This window comes from Vibrio vulnificus NBRC 15645 = ATCC 27562, from assembly GCF_002224265.1.
Classification (GTDB): domain Bacteria; phylum Pseudomonadota; class Gammaproteobacteria; order Enterobacterales; family Vibrionaceae; genus Vibrio; species Vibrio vulnificus.
Genome location: NZ_CP012882.1, coordinates 818,987 through 837,686 on the forward strand (window position 1 = coordinate 818,987; position 18,700 = coordinate 837,686).

Annotated in this window: 11 protein-coding genes; 6 read left to right on the forward strand and 5 right to left on the reverse strand. The window is 47.6% G+C overall.

Going from position 1 to position 18,700, the window contains the following annotated elements; genetic code table 11:
* Positions 1-16 precede the first annotated feature (16 nt).
* Together AOT11_RS19290 and AOT11_RS19295 are read left to right on the forward strand one after the other, a co-directional pair.
* Entirely contained in the window at positions 17-3,070 is a 3,054-nt protein-coding gene (locus AOT11_RS19290; RefSeq protein WP_017421583.1) for a condensation domain-containing protein, read from the forward strand.
* Between the two features lie 4 nt (positions 3,071-3,074).
* A complete protein-coding gene (locus tag AOT11_RS19295; protein ID WP_017421584.1) occupies positions 3,075-3,770 on the forward strand; it encodes a 4'-phosphopantetheinyl transferase family protein in 696 nt (231 codons plus the stop codon).
* 50 nt (positions 3,771-3,820) lie between these two features.
* Here the strand turns inward: AOT11_RS19295 and AOT11_RS19300 are convergent, their stop codons facing one another.
* Complete coding sequence (locus AOT11_RS19300) at positions 3,821-4,159, reverse strand: YggL 50S ribosome-binding family protein (RefSeq protein ID WP_017421585.1); 339 nt, start codon at positions 4,157-4,159, stop codon at positions 3,821-3,823.
* 286 nt (positions 4,160-4,445) lie between these two features.
* Here AOT11_RS19300 and AOT11_RS19305 point away from each other — a divergent pair, with 286 nt between their 5' ends.
* Positions 4,446-6,488 (forward strand): PhoX family protein, encoded by a 2,043-nt coding sequence (locus tag AOT11_RS19305; protein ID WP_017421586.1) that lies wholly within the window; start codon positions 4,446-4,448, stop codon positions 6,486-6,488.
* A 78-nt stretch (positions 6,489-6,566) separates the two neighbouring features.
* Here AOT11_RS19305 and AOT11_RS19310 read toward each other — a convergent pair whose 3' ends face one another.
* Positions 6,567-7,295, reverse strand: coding sequence for a transporter substrate-binding domain-containing protein (locus AOT11_RS19310; protein ID WP_017421587.1), 729 nt, complete (start codon positions 7,293-7,295; stop codon positions 6,567-6,569).
* Between the two features lie 73 nt (positions 7,296-7,368).
* The gene (locus AOT11_RS19315; protein ID WP_017421588.1) at positions 7,369-8,904 is read right to left on the reverse strand and encodes a methyl-accepting chemotaxis protein; all 1,536 of its coding nucleotides are present in this window, start codon (positions 8,902-8,904) and stop codon (positions 7,369-7,371) included.
* 393 nt (positions 8,905-9,297) lie between these two features.
* On the opposite strand from AOT11_RS19315, the gene AOT11_RS19320 reads away from it, so the two are divergent.
* Entirely contained in the window at positions 9,298-10,065 is a 768-nt protein-coding gene (locus AOT11_RS19320; RefSeq protein ID WP_017421589.1) for a substrate-binding periplasmic protein, read from the forward strand.
* An 84-nt stretch (positions 10,066-10,149) separates the two neighbouring features.
* Here the strand turns inward: AOT11_RS19320 and AOT11_RS19325 are convergent, their stop codons facing one another.
* Positions 10,150-11,238 (reverse strand): SGNH/GDSL hydrolase family protein, encoded by a 1,089-nt coding sequence (locus tag AOT11_RS19325; protein ID WP_049798001.1) that lies wholly within the window; start codon positions 11,236-11,238, stop codon positions 10,150-10,152.
* Between the two features lie 340 nt (positions 11,239-11,578).
* Between AOT11_RS19325 and AOT11_RS19330 the strand changes: the two genes are divergently transcribed.
* Together AOT11_RS19330 and AOT11_RS19335 are read left to right on the forward strand one after the other, a co-directional pair.
* Positions 11,579-13,756, forward strand: coding sequence for a sensor domain-containing phosphodiesterase (locus AOT11_RS19330; RefSeq protein WP_017421591.1), 2,178 nt, complete (start codon positions 11,579-11,581; stop codon positions 13,754-13,756).
* Positions 13,757-14,282: 526 nt separating this feature from the next.
* Positions 14,283-17,906 (forward strand): Ig-like domain-containing protein, encoded by a 3,624-nt coding sequence (locus AOT11_RS19335; RefSeq protein ID WP_017421592.1) that lies wholly within the window; start codon positions 14,283-14,285, stop codon positions 17,904-17,906.
* A 58-nt stretch (positions 17,907-17,964) separates the two neighbouring features.
* Here the strand turns inward: AOT11_RS19335 and AOT11_RS19340 are convergent, their stop codons facing one another.
* Positions 17,965-18,525: a pyridoxamine 5'-phosphate oxidase family protein gene (locus tag AOT11_RS19340; RefSeq protein WP_017421593.1), complete on the reverse strand. Its 561-nt coding sequence runs from the start codon at positions 18,523-18,525 to the stop codon at positions 17,965-17,967.
* Between the last annotated feature and the right edge of the window lie 175 nt (positions 18,526-18,700).

Below are 18,700 nucleotides of genomic sequence, written 5' to 3' on the forward strand. Positions count from 1 at the left end.
TTTTGGAGAAAGGAATATGACGCTTAACCTGGATGTTTCCAAGCTGGAAGCCTATCGAGACGGTATCCCACAACAAACCATCGAGCCATCGCTTAGCGTGAGCGAGTTTGAGCAACGAGTTTGGCTGTATCACCAACAACATGGTGATGGACGTAGCCAGTATGCTTCCGCTTACTATCTGACTGGTGAAGTGAACATGGGTAAATTGGTGGCTGCGCTTTCTCAGTTGTCGCAAGATTTTCCCATTTTCAATCAGCGCTACCTGTTTAATGACGCGTTAGGTCTGACTAAGCAAGGGGTTGAAGCGAGTTTACTCCGTGTTGATATCGAGAATGTTGTTTCACTCGAACAGGCGATGCAGCATTTAATGGCGTTGCAAAACCAACCCATAGCCCTAGATGACGATGCGCCGATTCGTTTTGTCTTGTACAGCGGTGACATTGACGGTGTCGTGCTTGGCGTCGTGACGCACCAGATCCTCAGTGAGCGAATGGATTGGCAAAGTGTGTTCCAGCGTTTGAGTGCGCGCTACAACCAGCCGTCGTTGAAGCGCGATTGGGAAGGGGCTTCACCGGGCCGAAGTGCTCATGTCGGCTATACGCCTCTCACCCCTCAAAGGGATATCGGCAATACTTGCTTTGCATGGTTGCAAAGTGCGCAGCCTGACATTGTGATCGAGCAAAGTTGGCCAGCGACGCCAACGCATTCACCCGAGCGCTCGTTACTTGCTCGTAAGTATCGTGTTTCTCTACAAGGCAGTGTGCTGGATGACTATGGGGTGTCTCAACCGAATAAAAAAGAGGTGCTTTCTGTCATTGCCGCACTGTTTGCTCGCTATTTAGCGGTCAACGCCCACGCTCAACAGTTCGACTTATATCTGCCTTATGATGTGGAACGTCGAGCGTTTGAGCTTAATGGCGCGATGATTGAAACGGGGTTAATCGCGGTTAAGGTCACTGATGTATTCGCCCCGATTGAGCGCAGCAGTGCGGAAATACTGGCGCAGCTCAACCTAAGCCGCGAACATTATTCAGCCTCCTATCATGGTCAACAAGGGGCAGCCCTCGTTACTTGGCTGGTGGACCCTTCGGTGCATCTGCAATTGGATCAGGTCAACGCCGAAAAGCGTTTGTTTGCCGCGGCACATCCCAAGTTTGCGGTAACGTTAGGTGTGGGTCTCAATTGTCAGGGAGCATTGGTGCTGGAGCTAACACTGGCCGCTGATGCATCGCCACACATTGGCGCCTTTATGCTTGAGCAGTTTGTCGCCCTGATTGGAGGCAAAGCCGCCAGATCGTTGCATTTGCATGAGTCTGACAACCGCGAGCCAGCAAACATCAGTAACACCACGATGCAAACTCATGAGCAAACGCAAGCTGCGGTGGAAGCGGCGATCTTGGCAGAGTTTCGTACGGCGCTTGCGAGTCAAACGATGGCAGCTGACGATGACTTTTTTGATTTTGGTGGCCACTCCCTCATCGCGACCAGAGTGATTGGTCGACTGCTATCGGATCATGGCATAGAAATCCACATCAACGACATGTTCAGCTTCCCGAGTGCGAAACAGTTGGCGCAACAGGCGAGAGTATATCAGGCGATAGTGCATCAGCCGTCTCACTTCGACGCCAAGGCAGCAGTACCATCGCAGCGCAACCCCATCGCATTGGACAAAGCGCCTTTGTCATTGGCACAAAATTCTTTGTGGAAAGCGATGAGCAAATACGCCAGCGTTGGTCTCAACAATATCTTCAATTTGCCGTTTGCGCTGAAGTTTTTGGATCGTGTTGATGAAGCGGCATTTGGCCGGGCTTTCCATGCAATTTTGCTGCGCCACACTGGGCTGCGTACGCGATTTTCCACCGAAGACAACCAGCCATATCAACAAGTGATTCCGGTAGAAAAACTGGCAGACTATCAATGGTTTTGGACCTCGCAGCAAAGTGAAGGATTGCCGATTAACGACCTTTTGGCGCAAGAAGCCGAGTACGCGTTTGATCTGGACAACGAATTGCCCCTGCGGCTGAGGTTTGTGACGGACGATGCTGACGGAGCCCAGTACTTGTCTCTGCTGTTCCACCACATCGTACTGGATGAGTGGTCGTTGAACACCATGATGGATGAATTGGCGCTGGCTTATCGGTGTTATGTTCAAGGTCGCGAACCGCAGTGGCCAATGCAGCCACGACCGTTCCATGAGTTCGCCAGAAAACAACGTGCTTCCGATGTTAACCAAGCGCATTTATCCTACTGGCTGAACAAATTTGAAGGGCTGCCTTGGGCGGAGCCGATCTTTCCCGCTCATCATCCGTTAAGTGTTGAACAACAGGTCGAATGTGGTGAAGGCGGTTGGGTAGAAATAAAAATTCCTCAGCGCGTCAGTCGCCAGCTGTATGTTTTGGCTAAAGCGCGCAGTGCGTCGTTGTTCAACGTGGTGTATGCCGCTATTACCGCTTCATTACGCTTACTGGGTGCGCCTGAAAAGCTGATCGTCGGCACACCTGCCGCTGGCCGTTTGGATGCAGACTATTTTGATACGGTCGGGTATTTCACTACGCTAGGCGTGCAATTGGTCGATTTCGCTGGGGTCAAATCCATCTGGCAGTTGATTGAGCAGGTAAAAAACAGCATCAATGACTCTATGTCTTACACGGATATTCCTATTGATCTGATTGAAGAGGGCTTAAAAGGGGTTGACCACGGCACCGAAGGACATATGTTTGAAGTCTTCATTCAATTGCACGCCAAGAACAAGTTTCATGGTGCGTTTGAACTGTCTGAAAACGAGCGTGTCCGCTTCCAGCAAGTTGATCCAGACAAAAGTGAATCGGGTTTGGGGCTGCAGTTTGAAGTCATGGAAGAGAGCATTGATGGCGAGCAAACTCTGCGCGTGATGATGAGTTACATGAACAAAAATTACAGTCCAGCTCAAGTGACACTGCTTTCGGACGTCAATCGTCGCTTGTTTGAGGTGTTCGCTGAGTGTGTCGCGCAGGATCAGGATTTGGATCAGCTACAAGAACAAGTGGCGGTGTTAGAGGCAACAGCCTGTCTGGCACATAAAGGTGCGTAAACCGATGTGGATCTCAGAACCCACCACATTGAGTTTAGGCGGATACACGGTTTGGCAACGTCAGTTTGAGGCGTCTAGCTTTCTGCCCAACAGTGCGCAAGCGTGGCAGATCGCGTTGCCAGATTCACTGCAGCAGGCAAGTAGCAAGCGTCGGGCGGAGTTTGTGGCTGGGCGCGTGGTCGCGCGTGATGCGTTAGTGGCGCTTAAAAGTCCTTCATATCATGTTTTGGTGGGGGAACACCGAGCACCGCAATGGCCGTCAGGCTGGCTTGGCAGCATATCGCATACCAATCACACTGCGGTTTGTGTGGCAAGAAAAATGCACAAACATGCAAAACTTGGTATTGATATGGAGAAGTTTGTAAGTGAACGTGCAGCAAAGGAAATTATGCCGCTGATTTTGGTGATACCACAAGAGCGGGCTTTGGTGGCATCGACGGATTGGCCAATCCATCGTTTGGTGACCTTGATTTTTTCTGCCAAAGAAAGCTTATTTAAAGCGATTTATCCGACAGTCGGTCGTTACTTGGAATTCGCCCATTCCTACGTAGAGGAGATCGATCTTCATCGCGGTAAGCTGACGTTACGTTTGTGTCGAGGGGCAGAACAAAACATGCTTCAGAAGCGGTTTACGGCTTTTTTTCATCTGTATGATGACAGGGTGGTTACCCTAGTGAGTGAAAACGATCAAACACTTTAAGCCAAAACAAAAACGGCCCATCATGGGCCGTTTCTTCATTCCGCTGCGAATTATAAGTAGTTCGCATCTGCTAGGTCACTTACCAATACAGATTTCACTTCTGCACGTGCGTTCAACCATTCTACAACGGCGGCGCGCTGTTCTTCAGTTGCGCTTTCGTAACGCTCTTTCGCACAGATGAAACCTTCAAAGTGCTCAAGACCGCCACCACCAAAACACAGGCCTTTTGCGTCAATAAAATCAATGAAGTCATCAACGAACACGTCGTAACGATTAAAGTCGTGAATATCGGTTTCACAGCTGATCTCGAAACCGAGAATAGCGAATTCACCTAAAAAGAGTTTTTTACGTAGGCGGCGATTTTTGTTTTCCACTTTATCTAGTTTCATGGTCTTCTCTCGATTTATATTGACTAAAATGTGCTTGCTTGTGTTGCGTTTCACTCAGCAACTCTAGGGGGAAGTTCTAGACTTAAAAGATGACGACCTCAAGCATAGGCGAGCTCTTTATACTCTTGATTGCCCATGAAACCAAATACAATTGCGTCAATATTCAATGAATTGACCAACTGACAACACAAACACAACAAAACATTCATAAAGATAGACCTGTTTTGTCATTTTTCTAGCCTATCTTGGGTCGCGCTCAACTTCATTAACCCAAGAGATAAACATCATGAGTAAGGAAACCTTCGACGCGACTCGCTACAACCAAAGCAAAAACAAACCTTTTGAGGAGGTGTTAGAAGCGAGTTTATCCCGTCGCAACATTTTGAAAGGTGGTTTAGGCATTAGTGCTATGACAGCCTTTGGCGCATTTGGCCTCGCCGGTTGCAACAGCTCTTCAAACAGCGGAAGTGTCGCAGGTGGTGCTTCTGGTACTCAATCTCAAGCTGTTTTGAATTTTGACTCTATTGCAGGATCACTCACCGATGCCGTGAGCGTTCCAAATGGCTACAAAGCACAAGTGTTGGTGCCATGGGGTACACCTTTAAATGGCAATGCCAGCGCGTGGCAAGCGGATGGCAGCAACACCGCAGAAGACCAACTCAATGCATTGGGCATGCACCATGATGGCATGCATTTCTTCCCGATCAATGGCAATCCAAACGACGGTTTGCTGTGCGTGAACCACGAGTACATCGATCTCGCGGCTTTGCATCCAGCGGGTCCGACGGTGCTTAACGGTGCGCGTACTGTTGTTGATGAAGTACGTAAAGAGATCAACGCTCACGGGGTCTCAGTGGTTCGAATCCAACTCGACAATGATGTGTGGAAAATGGTCGACAGTGATCCATTGAATCGCCGTTATACCGGTGCAACGGTCATGGACATCTCAGGCCCAATGGCTTATTCCTCTCACCTCGTTACCCGTTTTTCACCCGACGGCAGTCAGGCGCGCGGCACACTGAACAACTGCGGCAACGGTTATACCCCTTGGGGCACTTACCTTACGTGTGAAGAAAACTGGCCTGGCTATTTCATTAACACAGGAACGCGTACCGCAGAACAAGATCGCATTGGTATTGATGGTTCCGGTACCACTCGTTATGCATGGGAAACGTTGGCAGGCGATGCCGAGGAGCGTTTAGACGAGTTCACCCGATTCAACTTGTTGCCAACGGGCGCCTCTGCGCAAGATGATTATCGTAATGAAGCCAATGGTCACGGCTATATTGTGGAAATTGACCCTTACACCGCCAATTCACGCGCGAAAAAACGCACGGCACTGGGCCGTTTTCGCCATGAAGGGTGTACCTTTGGCAAGCTTGTTGCGGGCAAGCCGGTGGTGTTTTATTCCGGCCACGATTCTCGTTTTGAATACCTCTACAAGTTTGAATCAAAAGCGTTGTGGGATGCTAGCGACGCCAATCCAAGCCACCGTTTAGCGACCGGAGACAAGTACATGGACGAAGGAATCTTGTATGTCGCGCGTTTTAATGAAGATGGCAGTGGCTCTTGGTTGCCACTCACTTTAAGCAGTGTGACCATCTCGGGCGGTACTTTGGCCGACCATTTTTCAACGCTGGCGGACATTATTTTAAACACCGCGGGTGCGGCAGATCTGGTTGGTGCTACGCCAATGGATAGACCTGAGTGGTGCACGGTAGATCCATTTACGGGTACGGTATACCTCACGCTGACCAACAACAGCAAACGTACCGAAGCGAACCCGGCCAACCCACGCCTAAACAACAAGTTTGGTCATGTGATTCGTTGGGATGAAGGGGCGAGTGCCACAGAATTTAGTTGGGATATCTTTGTCTTTGGTTCACCAGCGAACGGCGATGCAGAAACAAACCGTTCTGGGTTAACCGATTTAAACCAGTTTGCCAGCCCTGATGGTTTGGCGTTTGACGGCCGCGGGATCTTGTGGATTCAAACCGATAACGGTGCGGGTGAAGTGACCAGTTATACCAACGATCAAATGTTGGCGGTGGTGCCTTCACGCATGGTGGATGAAACGGGCGCGCAAACACAAGTCAATGCGTCTAACCAAGCGCAGTTGAAACGCTTCTTTGTTGGACCGAATGGTTGTGAAGTGACTGGCTTTGCCATCAGTCCAGATTACAAATCGCTGTTTGTGAATATCCAACATCCAGGCAATTGGCCATACAGCGATAATGCGGCTGAAGAAACGCCAGCAGGTATGACCTTGCGCCCACGTGCAGCGACGGTGGTGATTCGCCGCGAAGACGGTGGTGAGATCGCACTATAAACGTGAGCTTTACTAAGAAGTTCAATAACAGCCCAGAGTGATCTGGGCTGTTTGCGTTTTGTTGGCGTGAAAGGCAAGTTATTGGATGCCGTATTTCATCAGGATTTTGTCAAAGGTGCCGTTTGCTTTGATCTCTGCGAGACCCTTATTAAATGCCTCAATAATTTCACCATTTTTGGCGTTGGCTAAACCTGACGTAACGTGTAATGGATTGACTGAAAGGGCGTTATTGGTAAAGTCAAAATCACTTAAATTCATGCCCGCACCGGACAGAGTGGCTTTAGCCACCAGTTCATCTTCCAAGGTTAAATCAATGCGTTTGGCCAGCAATTTTTTTGCGTTTGCCACCAAGTCGTTCGCTTCGGGTTTGTTGAAATTAGTGGCTTTTAGGAACTCGTCCCCATAACCGTAGTTGCGAATAATACCAACGTTTTTTCCACTTAAACTGTCCATGCCATTGTATTCAAATCCATCACCACTGCGTTTGATAAACTTGAGTGAATTTTCCAGATAGGGCTGACTGTAGTTGAGGTATGAGGTGCGTTCTTGGGTAAACCAAGTGGCGACAAGGACATCAACCCGTCCGTCTTTGACTTCATTCAAGGCTCTGGTCCACGGCATGATTTTAAAATCCACATCGTGCCCTTGGGTTTTAAAGGCTTCGATAACAATTTCCACCGAAATACCTGGGTTGGCGTTGTTTTGTTGCACAAACGGAGCCCAAGGGTCTTGGGCGGCAGTGATGGTTGCTGCGTGACTCAAAAAAGAGAGCAATAGAGTTGTCACAACAAATAAGAGCTTATTCATGAGTTATCCTCTTTGGTTTATCCAATCTGGCCTATTGTTTTGGGGCTTAGGATGTTCCACAGCCATCCATGAGCTAGGTTCTGAATTTTTTCATGTGCTGTGCGATGTTTTTACTCAGGCTGAGCACCTCTTCTGTTCGTTGCGCGGTTTGGACCGCTCCTGAGGAAACATCATTGGAAGCTTCAGACGCTTCGACGATCGCTTGGCTGATCTCTTCCACAGCTTGCCTTTGTTCCTCGGTGGCTTGGGATATTTGCCCATTGCGATCCGAGATAATGCTGATCAACTCCTGTACTTGATTGACCGAGTGTTGCGATTCACTCACACGACTGGCGGTCTTTTCCAGCAACGAGGCGATACGGCTCAGCTCTTGTTCTACCGAGTTGGTGGCGTTGCCCAAAGCAACGATGTTCTTTTGGATCTGTTCGGTGGATTGACTGGTTTTCACTGCCAAATTACGCACTTCATCGGCGACGACCGCGAAGCCTCGGCCCTGTTCACCTGCTCGGGCCGCTTCAATTGCCGCATTGAGCGCCAGCAGGTTGGTCTGCTCAGAAATGTCGTTGATGACATTGAGGACGGTGGTGATCTTGTCACCTTCTCCAACAAGAATGTGCATTTCTTGATTCACGTGATCCATTTCTTCACGCATATTGACAATTTCGCTGGCAGATTTTTCGATCGCCTCATTAACGCTGTGGGTAAGATCGGTCGCGGTATGGGCTTGGTCAGCGGTTTGCGCCGCTGTATCGGCAACGATAGAGACCGAATGGTTTAGCTCTGTCGCGGCGGCGGCGACGGTCGTCAGCTGGTGGCGTTGCTGGTTAAGCTTGTCGGCATTGGTTCTGGCCGCTGTACCGTTAGCGCGGGCTTTCTCTTCCAACGTCACCGATGACAAACTGACGTCTTGCACAATCACGCGAAGCGATTCAGTGAAGGTGTTGATACCATCGGTAATGTCATCAAACTCTTTGAAACGGGCTGGTGCGAGCTTGTTGGATAAATCGCCATCCCCAGAAGAGAGGTCGTGAATGACCTCCGTCAACTGACGAATTGGCCGTAGCACAGTGGCCGCGAGTACCGCGACAATAACGATGGAAATGATCAGATCTAAAACGACGAGCTCAATGATGTTGAGTAATAGGGACTCACGCAGTTTTTGTTCCAAAATGGCCGTGTCAAAAAAGACTTTCACCGTACCGACCGGCTTTTCTTCGCCATAATCGAGAAAGGTTAACTCGCGTGACAAGCTCTGTTGTTCAGAATAGCGTTGTTTGTTTTTGACATCGGTGAGTTTTTTGTTTTCCCCTTGCCCCTCTAATCTCAAAAACAGCAGTTCTGCCCCTTGGGTATCGGTCAATTGAATCGCTGATATTTCAGGAAGATTGAGTTCGGCAGAAATGGCAGTGCGCGCCGTGTCGAGGTCGAAATCCCATACTGCTCTAGGTAAGCTGACGGACATGCGCTGGCTGGTGTTTTGTACACTGGTATGCAGATCGGCGGTGAGGCTTTGCTTAAAATCTTGATACTTGATGAAAGCGGAAACAAGTAACACCAGTGTCACTGCAAATATGACTTGAAGCAGAAAGACGACTTTTAAACTTTTCACTGCAGCTACTCTTCTTTTGGGCGTTAATAATAGAAAAGTAGTAATTGATTAAATAATAATCAAATTGGCCTATTTTTGTGATTGGTGTCTTGTTTGTTCTTGTGTGCGACAAAACAAAGAGTTAGCGCTAAACCTATTTTATTCGTTTATTTTTTGCTTTAACCATAAAAAATAAACAGTTCTTCAGTATCAAATAGTTGAAAGAAATTCATCTTAGTACTCCTGCAATAACAAAAAGGATAAAAAAGCCGGAGCAACGGGTTTTCGGACAAGCACGACTAACAATGCACAATGTTGCTCCGGCAATGTCCACAGATTAATTAGGTATTACGCAACAATAAAATCGATTGTATATATTGTTGATATAGGTAAATCCGATGTAGGGAGATCATCGTGAAAAATAAATTCCTATTGATTATCTCAGTGTGGCTGTCGTTTGGCGCGATGGCGAATGAAAAGCGTGTGTTAGAAATCGTCACACTAGAGTACCCGCCTTACATAGAAACACGAGACGATGTGGTTTCGGGCGTTGCGGTCACTTTGGTAGAACATGCCTTTGCTAAACTGCAACAGCCGATAAAAATCACCGTGCTGCCTTGGGCAAGAGCATTGAACTATGTTGAATCGGGCCAAGCAGATGCCATTTTTACTATTTTTAAAACCGAGCAGAGGGAACGTTTTGCTGATTTCAGTGAACAAGTACTGTTCAGGCAAAATATCAGTTTAATTCAGATGGACAACGGGCCTGTTGATGCTAGCCAGATTGAGCAAAGAGCCTTCAAACAACGGACATTGTGTGTGGTGAACAAAGTCAGCTATGGGGCGATCATGGATGGCGCGATCAATACCAATCAGTTTAAATCGGTGATACGGCAAAATTCCGCTGAGCAGTGTGCGCTGATGCTCAGTGCAGGCCGTGTTGATTTGTGGGTGTCTAATGAGTTTGGTGCGCGAAGCGTGATTGCCTCTTTAGGGCTGTCGCAACAACTTGAGATTCTGATGCCACCGATGCAAACCACCCTCAGCTACATCGCGTTTTCCAAGCAAAATCAGCATAGTGAACTGCGCCAACGCTTTGACTTGGAGCTGCTCAAGATGAAACAAGATGGCAGTTACTTCCAGTTAATTGACGACTATTTTGCGGCTTTAATGGAAAAATAAACTCTTGATTTAGCAGGCTGGTGGTGCGGAGGAGCAGTAAGCTCACAACCACGTCTCTCGCGGCTGTGAGCGTTGATTTATCCATTAGTATGGGGGCGTCAAAAGTGCTTGTTGACGAATAAACTGTGAAAGTTGTGTGGCAATCTCGCGGTGTTCTTGCGCCGTAGGGTGCCAGATGCAGCCTTCAAGTGGTGAAACAAAGGTATGGCTATAAACCTGATGGATCTCTTGTTGTGCCAAGGTTTCTATGGCGTCCTGAGTTGCAGGAATAATGTAGTCATACGGGTACGCAGGACGCGGCATGAGAATGATCGGCGCCTCATGATAGCGGTGTTTCAACTCACTCACATATTCCACCATACGTTCGGTCCACGCTTGTTTGACCTCTTCAATGTTGCTCCAAGGTTCATGGGCTTGCGGATCGGTACTAAAATCGTTGGTGCCCACTTCCACCACAATCAGATTGGGAAACTTGTCTTCATAATCGAGTGTTAGCCCATAGACTGCGGATACTTTGTCTGTGTAGGTGGTGAGGTTATGGTGTGGTTGGTTTCCTCCCCAGTTACGAATTAACCCTAACCCAGAGAACGACACCTGAGTAATGGTTGTGTTGAGCTGCTGGCCCGTTTGGTAAGGAAAAGCCAAACGCGCATTGGAGGTGGCGTAGACTTCTTCCCATGTACATTCCCTTTTTTCTGATTCACTGCCAAAGCCAGCGCTGATGGAATCTCCAATAAAGAGAATATGCGGCTTATGTCCCCACACTCCGTCTAGTGAACCGTTGTGTTCAACCGAGAGAAAACGGCTCATGCTGGCGTAGTTTTCAGTTCGTTTAACCACTTCGAGCAACACATGTTGCGCGCTTTCCGATGCAAAGATCTCGAAGGTTTCCGTCACGCCATTGGGTTGCGTCATCAGTGTTTTGCTCAGCTTACCGTCAACCAATACATCAAAATAGTCGCCATTCCCTTGCATGGTGAGGGCAAAGTGGCTGCCGATGAAGCGTGTTTTCAGCGTTGAACCTGGCCAATTGACCTCAACGGAACCGTCTTGATAATTTTTGCTGTTTCGCCCTTCAAAAGTGAGATTGTGATGAGTGGCTGGCAGTGATTGTGCGAGTGTGCTTGCGGCGCAAAGTCCTAGCGCTAAGCTGCATATGAGTCGATGAAACATGTCCTTTCCTTGGCTGTTGATATACCCAAACAACCTCAAGACGTGAGTTAAGATCTGAATCCTGCATCTTGAAGTTGCTTGGGTATATTGTGCAAATGAGTATGGTCTAGCAATGTGTCAGGTAAAGGCGATGGCAGGGGGAGAGGCAACTTTTGAGCAAGCCTTTCGACATACTTCATACAATACACGTTTTGTGCAACATCCTTGTTGCATCAGAGGATGATCACCTTACGACAAACTCAGTGCTTAAGTTGATTTTGTAAATAGAGTTCTTATTTATAACGTGGCGGTTGCACTTCAACTTGGTTATCATGTGTAAGCATTCATAAGAGGCTAAATCATGCAACCAAAAATAGTAAAACTGCCCAATATTGGGATTGGTGTGGCCGCTTACTTTGCTGTCCTGCTGGCATTTTGGACGTCAAGTCAATTCTCTATTCATCATGAACAGTATCAGTTGATTTCTTTCGTCGCGTCTGTCGTGATTTCGGCTGTATTGGTGTTTCACCTTAAAGTACTGCTGCCGATTATTCTCGCTTTCTTCAGTTATTATTTGCACGTTGGTCGGCCATTCGAAGTGGCACTCTTGTACGCGCTGTTGTTGCCACTTTTGCCGATTGCCACTGCGCTGCTGTTCATCCAAATAGAAAAACGTCTCGAAGGCTATTCAGCCATGAAGCGACTGTTGGCTTATTCGGTGACGTTTGGCTTGTTCTATCCATTGATGAGTACGTTGATGATCAGTGTCATCAGTGCTTTGAGTGAACAACTGCATATGACGCGCGAGTTCTTGCTTTATTCGGTGTTAGGCAGTGCATTGACTCAGCTAACGGTGACGCCAGCGTTGGTGATTTTGCTTGCCATGCTGCTCAAAAATGAACGGCATGAATATCTGATTCTCGATAAGTTACTGCGACGCTCTTCGAAAACATCGCCTTCGTATTGGTTGTGGCTGTTGTGCTGTTTTTCATTGATGGCTGTCGCAATTCAACATCCTAGCTCCTTTACGCTCTATTCTTCCTGCTTTGTCTTGTTGGTACTGGTGATTGTTGGGTTTGGCAAGCACGGCTTGATTCGCCCGTTATTCATGGGAACGTTAGCCATCCTGGTGATGGCGAACGACAGCCTTAATCGGGTGAATACCTATCAAATACTGGACGAGCAGTTTTTTGGCTTATTGTTGATTTTAAATGTTGTCACGGTATTGGGCTATTTTGTCGGTGGGTACGCGATAAAGCACTATGAGCTGGCACAACAGCAGATTCGTGCAGAGCGAATAGACCCTTACACAGGGTTGTTTAACCTCTCTCAACTTGAGGAAGACCTCACGACGATTCCCAAGGCCGTGTTGATTTATCTCGATTTGTCACCAACGTTGTCTCGTTTAAGTGAGTTAGGGCACGATGGCAAAGCGCAACTGATTAGACAGATTTTTCAATTCGTCAATCGAAACCAAGATGAGAACGCCAAGTGTTATCGCCCTCCATTTTCGACTGGCGTATTGGGATTTATTGAAGGTGATGAACGAATGAAACCGTTTGTGGAGGAGATGGCTCAGCAGCTCGACAATTTCCAGTTTTATTGGCGAGGAACGTCGATCTCACTGGTTTCTCCGACACTGCATTGTGTCGTGGTAAAACACGGAGAAGACTTGACCGATGTCGTCTCGCATCTGTGTGAACATCAAGGCAGCAATCAGCAAGTGAACTGGATTGATGGTGAGGCGATCGCGGAATCTCAGATTGACAAACTCGCCTACATTCAGCGCGTATTTAAAAATAACGAGTTTGAACTCTATTGCCAGCGCTACATGAAATTGGCAGATCCTAGTTCTCAGCAATTAAGCTTTGAAGTGCTAACGCGAGTGAAAACGTCGCAGGACAACCGTTTGCTGCCATCAGAGTTCTTTCCTTTGATTAACCAGTTTGGGTTAGAAGTGCAGTTAGATCAGTGGGTGGTGGAGCAGACATTCCGTTTATTGAGCGAGCAAGTGCGTCATTGGTGCCGTGTGGAAAAATGTGCGGTGAACTTAACCGCCCGATCACTGGCGATGGCTGGTTTGAGTACGTGGATTATCGAAAAAGCGCACCAGTACCGAGTGCCCCTAGATAAAATATGTTTTGAAGTGACCGAGTCCTCTGCACTGCAAAATGAAGAGCAGGCGATTGAAACACTCAAAGTGCTGCGAACTGCAGGGTGTAAAATTGCGTTGGATGATTTCGGTACTGGTTACGCGAGCTTTGCTTATTTAAGGCGTCTACCGCTTGATATTGTCAAAATAGACGGGGAGTTTATAAAAGATCTGCCGTTCAATGAAACCGACAGATTAATTGTTGAGTCAATAAGCAATGTCGCCAATGATATTGGTTTGGAAACCGTGGCTGAATTTGTCGAAAGTGAACAACACATTGAGATGCTTAAACAATGGCATATTACTTATGCGCAAGGTTTTGGAGTTTATAAACCCAAACCATTAGTGCAAGTTTTGCGAGAGTTTGAAACATCGAGTGTCGTTTAAATCCTCGACCTCCTCCTCCTTCATTCTTCATGCTTGAGTTATGAGTGTGATAAGTAGGGAAATGCCGAGCCTATTTATCGCCGATTGGCTCGGCTTTTTCCTCTTGTTCATCAAGAATAAATGCTCTAAAAATAGTAAGTTATAGACAGTATTGGTGGTCATTATCAGAACGTTGGATAATCAAGTTGATCATCAATGATTGCAATTCGCCCATCTTGTAACAAAATGTTTCTCTGTAATTTTAAAATGAAAAATAACAATGTGGGAATATTCTTACATTGTTATTTTTCGTTGTCGTTTTGAAATAAATTATTTTCAATCGGTTATCAATTCATTCAATTTATAGGAAGCAATCTCTAAGTTTAATTTTCTATGGTGAGTTTGATGAGAAAATATTAATGAATTACGTTCGATTAAAATGTGTATTTTCAGAAATATTTTGTTACATGCGTTGCGTGCCTTATTTCTTTTGCAAATTTATATAATGAAGATTCTAATTTTTCTTCAATAAAAAAGTTGTCCAATTATGAATAATAAAGCTCTAAGGTTAGTGCCTACTGTCCTTGCGCTCGCAGTGAGTATGGCTTTTCCTGTCGCACAGGCGGCAGTAAACAGCGAGATTTCAATTGTTGGTTCCGAAAGCCAATGGTGGAACACCTACAAGGTTAGCCTTACCAATACAGGCTCGAACGCCATTGAACTTCGCGATGCCAAAATTGTGTTTGATTCAAACCTAACGATGTCCTCGCCTTCTTGGTCGGCGGCCGGAATCAGTTACCCCAATATGAGTTTCACCAGCAATGCGCAAGGTAATGTGTTCAAAAACACGCTGGCTTTGGGTTTCGATAATGGTAGCTGGGTGAAATCTCAACTGCCTTCAGGCCAGAGCATTGTGCTCACAATCGGTGTGAGCGGCGTATTGGATATGACTCTGCTACAGGATACCATTCGTCTGATTGCTGACGATGAAGGTGAAGTGGGGGATCCTGAACTTTCTCTGAAAATCGCCTCACCAATGAATGGCGCGGAGTTTGAAGAAGGTCAAACCGTTACCATGCTCGCAAACGTAACCGCAACCAACACCACTGTTAAAGCGGTGACTTTCTTCGTTGACAACCAACAAGTCGCACGTGTAACACAAGCACCTTTCCAAGCAAATTGGCTGTCAGCGGGTGTGGGGCCACACACGATTAAAGCGATGGTGGAAAGTCACTCTGGTCTAAAACAAGAGCAAGCCGTCAGCATCACGGTGAAAGAGAAGCAGGTTGAGCCACCTGTTGATCCTGTTGTGCGTGAACTGGCGTTTGTCGCACCAACACAAGGTCAAACGCTTACCGTCGATCAGGCGACAACAATCCAAGCGCGTGTTGAAGGCGATTCGATTTCCACTCTTGAGTTTTGGGCAAACGACCGCAAACTTGGTCAACGGAATATCACGCCGACCCAAACAACATACTCGCACTCCTGGACGCCAAGCGAAGTGGGCAACGCAGCCCTCAAAGTGGTGGTGCTAGACCAGAACAACCAACTGGTTGAGCAGCGCAGTATTGCGGTTTCTATTCAAGATGAGCCAAGCTTTGTAAGCCCGGAAGTGAGCTTTATTTCGCCAGCGAATGGCTCTAAGTTTGAAGAAGGCAATACCGTTGCGATCACCGTTCGTGCGACAGACGCAGATGATGACTTGTCACGCGTTATCGTAAAAGCAAACAACCAGCAAATTTGTGCGTTTAACGCGTCAACGGAAAGCCAATACTCATGCAACTGGACGGCATCTCAAGTGGGTGATGTCACTCTTGAAGCGCTGGCCACCGATGCGGAAAACTTAACATCGACTGCGCGTGTGAAGATCACCGTTGAAAAAGTAGAAACGCCGACCCCTCCGCCTCCGGGTGATTTGTGCGCCGATTTCAACGTGTACCCAGATTGGACTCGCGGGGATCACGCCACGGGCGGTGACATCATGGTCCACAAAAACATCGCTTACTCAGCGGTATACTGGACGCAATCTGTTCCTGGCAGCGATAGCTCATGGTCATTGCATCTAAACTGTGATGGCACAGATCCGGGCACTGCTCCAGCACTGTCACTACGTAACCCAATGGACCCAGTACGTCTAGAAGTCGCTGGCTGGCCAAACACATTCGTGGTGGCGAGCCCATCAACTCAGGCACCAAATACTCTGGCGGTCGAAGCAAGCAGCAGTGATGCCCTAGCCGATGTAGAACAACTAACGCGTGCGTTTGTGTCAGTTTTGGAGCAAGCAGAGAATGCAGGTACCGCATCCATCGTGATTCAATCGGATGTTCTGGATCTTGCCACGCGAGACAAAGGTGCATCGTTTGGTACCGTTGCGGTGAAACAAGCCTTGACGAACGCCATTGATATCACGGGTAGCCGTATTGATATTGATGCGATTAATGAACTGAGTGACGATGTGAAAGGCTGGGCGAATGCGCACAACTTGATCTTCACCACGCTTGCACCACAAGCGACATTCGGTTGGTCACTGAGCATTGGTGAATTCGCTTACGATACGCATTCTGGCCGTCAATCGGTATGGGATGAAGCGTCTGTTTTCACGGCGGATTTACTGGATAACTTCGAGCTTTACAAAGTGGATTCTGCAAACAAAGCGGACTTTGTCGCCTTTACTAAGTCGAGCGAGACGGCTGCGCTAACCAGCGAGCAGTGGCATCACGCGCTTGAGTTCGTCAAACAGGTTACAGATTACGTTGAAGCGCCTGCAATGCTTAGCAATATGCCGACTGAGCAAAGCGCTAACTATTTCATGGGCAACACACAAAGTGAGCAGCAAATTCGTAAAGCGGCTTACAGTAACGTGTTTGCACTGATGTTTGACCAAGACTCTCCTGTATTAACCAGCAAGATTGAACTGTATCAAACGGCAAAAGTACCACTGTACTACGTAGGTGAAGAGTTAGAGAAAGGTTCATTAACTCGCATTGAAGCGCTCAACCAAGAGTTGACGAACGCGGAAAATGTCATGAACAACGAAGTCTTCTTATACGAAACGCCTCAATCTCAGTGGGTTCCGTCAACCGTTTATAAGTGGAACGATTTCCTCGATGGTTTGAACGCAATGCACAACATTGGTGTGGCGGGCAACAAGTTCTGGCTAATGAACGATGAAGATGATGACGCGACCAACATCAAATACGCGAAAGTTGCGATTGCTGCGTTCCTTGCACAAAGTATGCAAGAGACGATTCGTTACAACGCCTGTGATGAAAACAACTGGTCTGAAGTGAAATACGGCGCGCCAGCGGATTACCCAATGACAGCCAGCTGTGGGCAACTTGGTCAAAAATACGCAGATTACGGTGTCAACCCAGTCTCCGGTTTGGATTATGCGTACTCTTGCCCTCGCGATGACAAGATGGAAGTGAGTGCTCTGACTCATGCGAAATGGTATGGCGCACCGGCTCCTGTCTTTGCCGCGCCAGATGCTGTGCTTGAAGAGCGCGGTCTGCTGGTGAACGGCGCAGTAGGACGTTGGACCAACAACGGCCACTGTAACGATGTTCCTGAAAGCGTGGATACCTCTAAACAAGTGTGGGAACGCGATGAGTGTAAGACTTACGTTGGTCAGAAAGCCGGTAAGTTCATTTGGGACGGTAGCAGCCAAGAAAGCGTGGAAGGCTGTGGCTGGTGGGGGCGTGGTGTTATCCAAACCACAGGCCGTCAAAACTTTGGTACGCTCAACCACTACTTAGGTCGTTCACACGTTGACCCATCAACCATTGGTAAAACGATTGATGGCGTCACGGTAGAAGCGCCACCGGAGAACCCACTGTACGCAGAGTTGGATTTTTGTTCTAACCCAGGTCTGATTTGTAGCTCGGAAGAGAACAAAGAGATCAAGTGGATCGCAGGCCTGTTCTACTGGGTCACCTCAGTACAAGCCTACAACGATGAGGGCGGTAAGTACGGCGATTGGAACTACTACAATGAGTTGAAGAAGTACGTGGACAGCGGTCTGCAAGGTTCTCAATTTATCGATGACGTTTCAGGTATCGTAAACCGCGGTTGTCCAGATTTGAGCTGTTCAACAGGTGATGTTCACAACGTGAAAGAACGCCGCGAGAACTTCAAACTGGTATTGCAAAAGCTGGGCCTTGACCCTCGATAATTAAGACAGAGTCATCTCGACAAGCGAAGCCACCACTGAAAAGTGGTGGCTTTTTTGCTCAACTATCGATGCCCGTACGAATGACAATTTCCGTTTCAAACCCATCAATACTTTGCTGATTTTTCTTTCGCCAATAGGCCTCAATGCCTTCTTTGCCTTGCTTCTCTGACCATGCTGCAAGTTCGTCTCGATCACCTTGATAATCAAACAATGGGACCGACATTCCACAAGAGGATTGCACGAGGTTGATGTCCAACACAAACAGTTGCCGCGTAGCGACGCTGGCCGGGAAAAGGGCAAGGTACTTTTGCCATTGTGGGTCAGTTTGATGAAGTACGGTGGCGTTGCCGTAAGTGCGAAGAATCAGCGGTGCGCCTTTAAACGCACACCACATGAGAGTCATGCGTGGGTTTTTAATCGTATGAGCCGCGGACTCGTTGCCACTGCCCGTTAAGTTTTGACAAACAATGGTTTTATGGTCGATAACTCTTAGCGAGTCCCCTCCTTTTGGGGAGAGATTGACGCTGCCTGTTTGCGCGGCGGTTGCGACGAAGAAAATCTTTTGCTGTTGAATAAAGTCGATGTGCTGCGGCGTTAACTCCAAATACTGTTTTCCCATCTCTTCTCCTAAAAAATTGGCATTGCGATAGCATTACTGTAGAGCAAAAGATAGGCAACGAAGAGGGGAAAAGTGAGAACGCGGTGAGTTGTCGTCAGAAAAGCGACCGAATAGAACATTTAGCGGCTAAATGGCCGAAAAGATGGAAATTTTTCGGCCGAAATGTGATGCAAGA

Bases quoted from the DNA above. Each gene is read 5' to 3' on its own strand.
- AOT11_RS19290 (WP_017421583.1), top strand. From the start codon at position 17: ATGACGCTTAACCTGGATGTTTCCAAGCTGGAAGCCTATCGAGACGGT.
- AOT11_RS19295 (WP_017421584.1), top strand. From the start codon at position 3,075: ATGTGGATCTCAGAACCCACCACATTGAGTTTAGGCGGATACACGGTT.
- AOT11_RS19300 (WP_017421585.1), bottom strand. From the start codon at position 4,159: ATGAAACTAGATAAAGTGGAAAACAAAAATCGCCGCCTACGTAAAAAA.
- AOT11_RS19305 (WP_017421586.1), top strand. From the start codon at position 4,446: ATGAGTAAGGAAACCTTCGACGCGACTCGCTACAACCAAAGCAAAAAC.
- AOT11_RS19310 (WP_017421587.1), bottom strand. From the start codon at position 7,295: ATGAATAAGCTCTTATTTGTTGTGACAACTCTATTGCTCTCTTTTTTG.
- AOT11_RS19325 (WP_049798001.1), bottom strand. From the start codon at position 11,238: ATGTTTCATCGACTCATATGCAGCTTAGCGCTAGGACTTTGCGCCGCA.
- AOT11_RS19330 (WP_017421591.1), top strand. From the start codon at position 11,579: ATGCAACCAAAAATAGTAAAACTGCCCAATATTGGGATTGGTGTGGCC.
- AOT11_RS19335 (WP_017421592.1), top strand. From the start codon at position 14,283: ATGAATAATAAAGCTCTAAGGTTAGTGCCTACTGTCCTTGCGCTCGCA.
- AOT11_RS19340 (WP_017421593.1), bottom strand. From the start codon at position 18,525: ATGGGAAAACAGTATTTGGAGTTAACGCCGCAGCACATCGACTTTATT.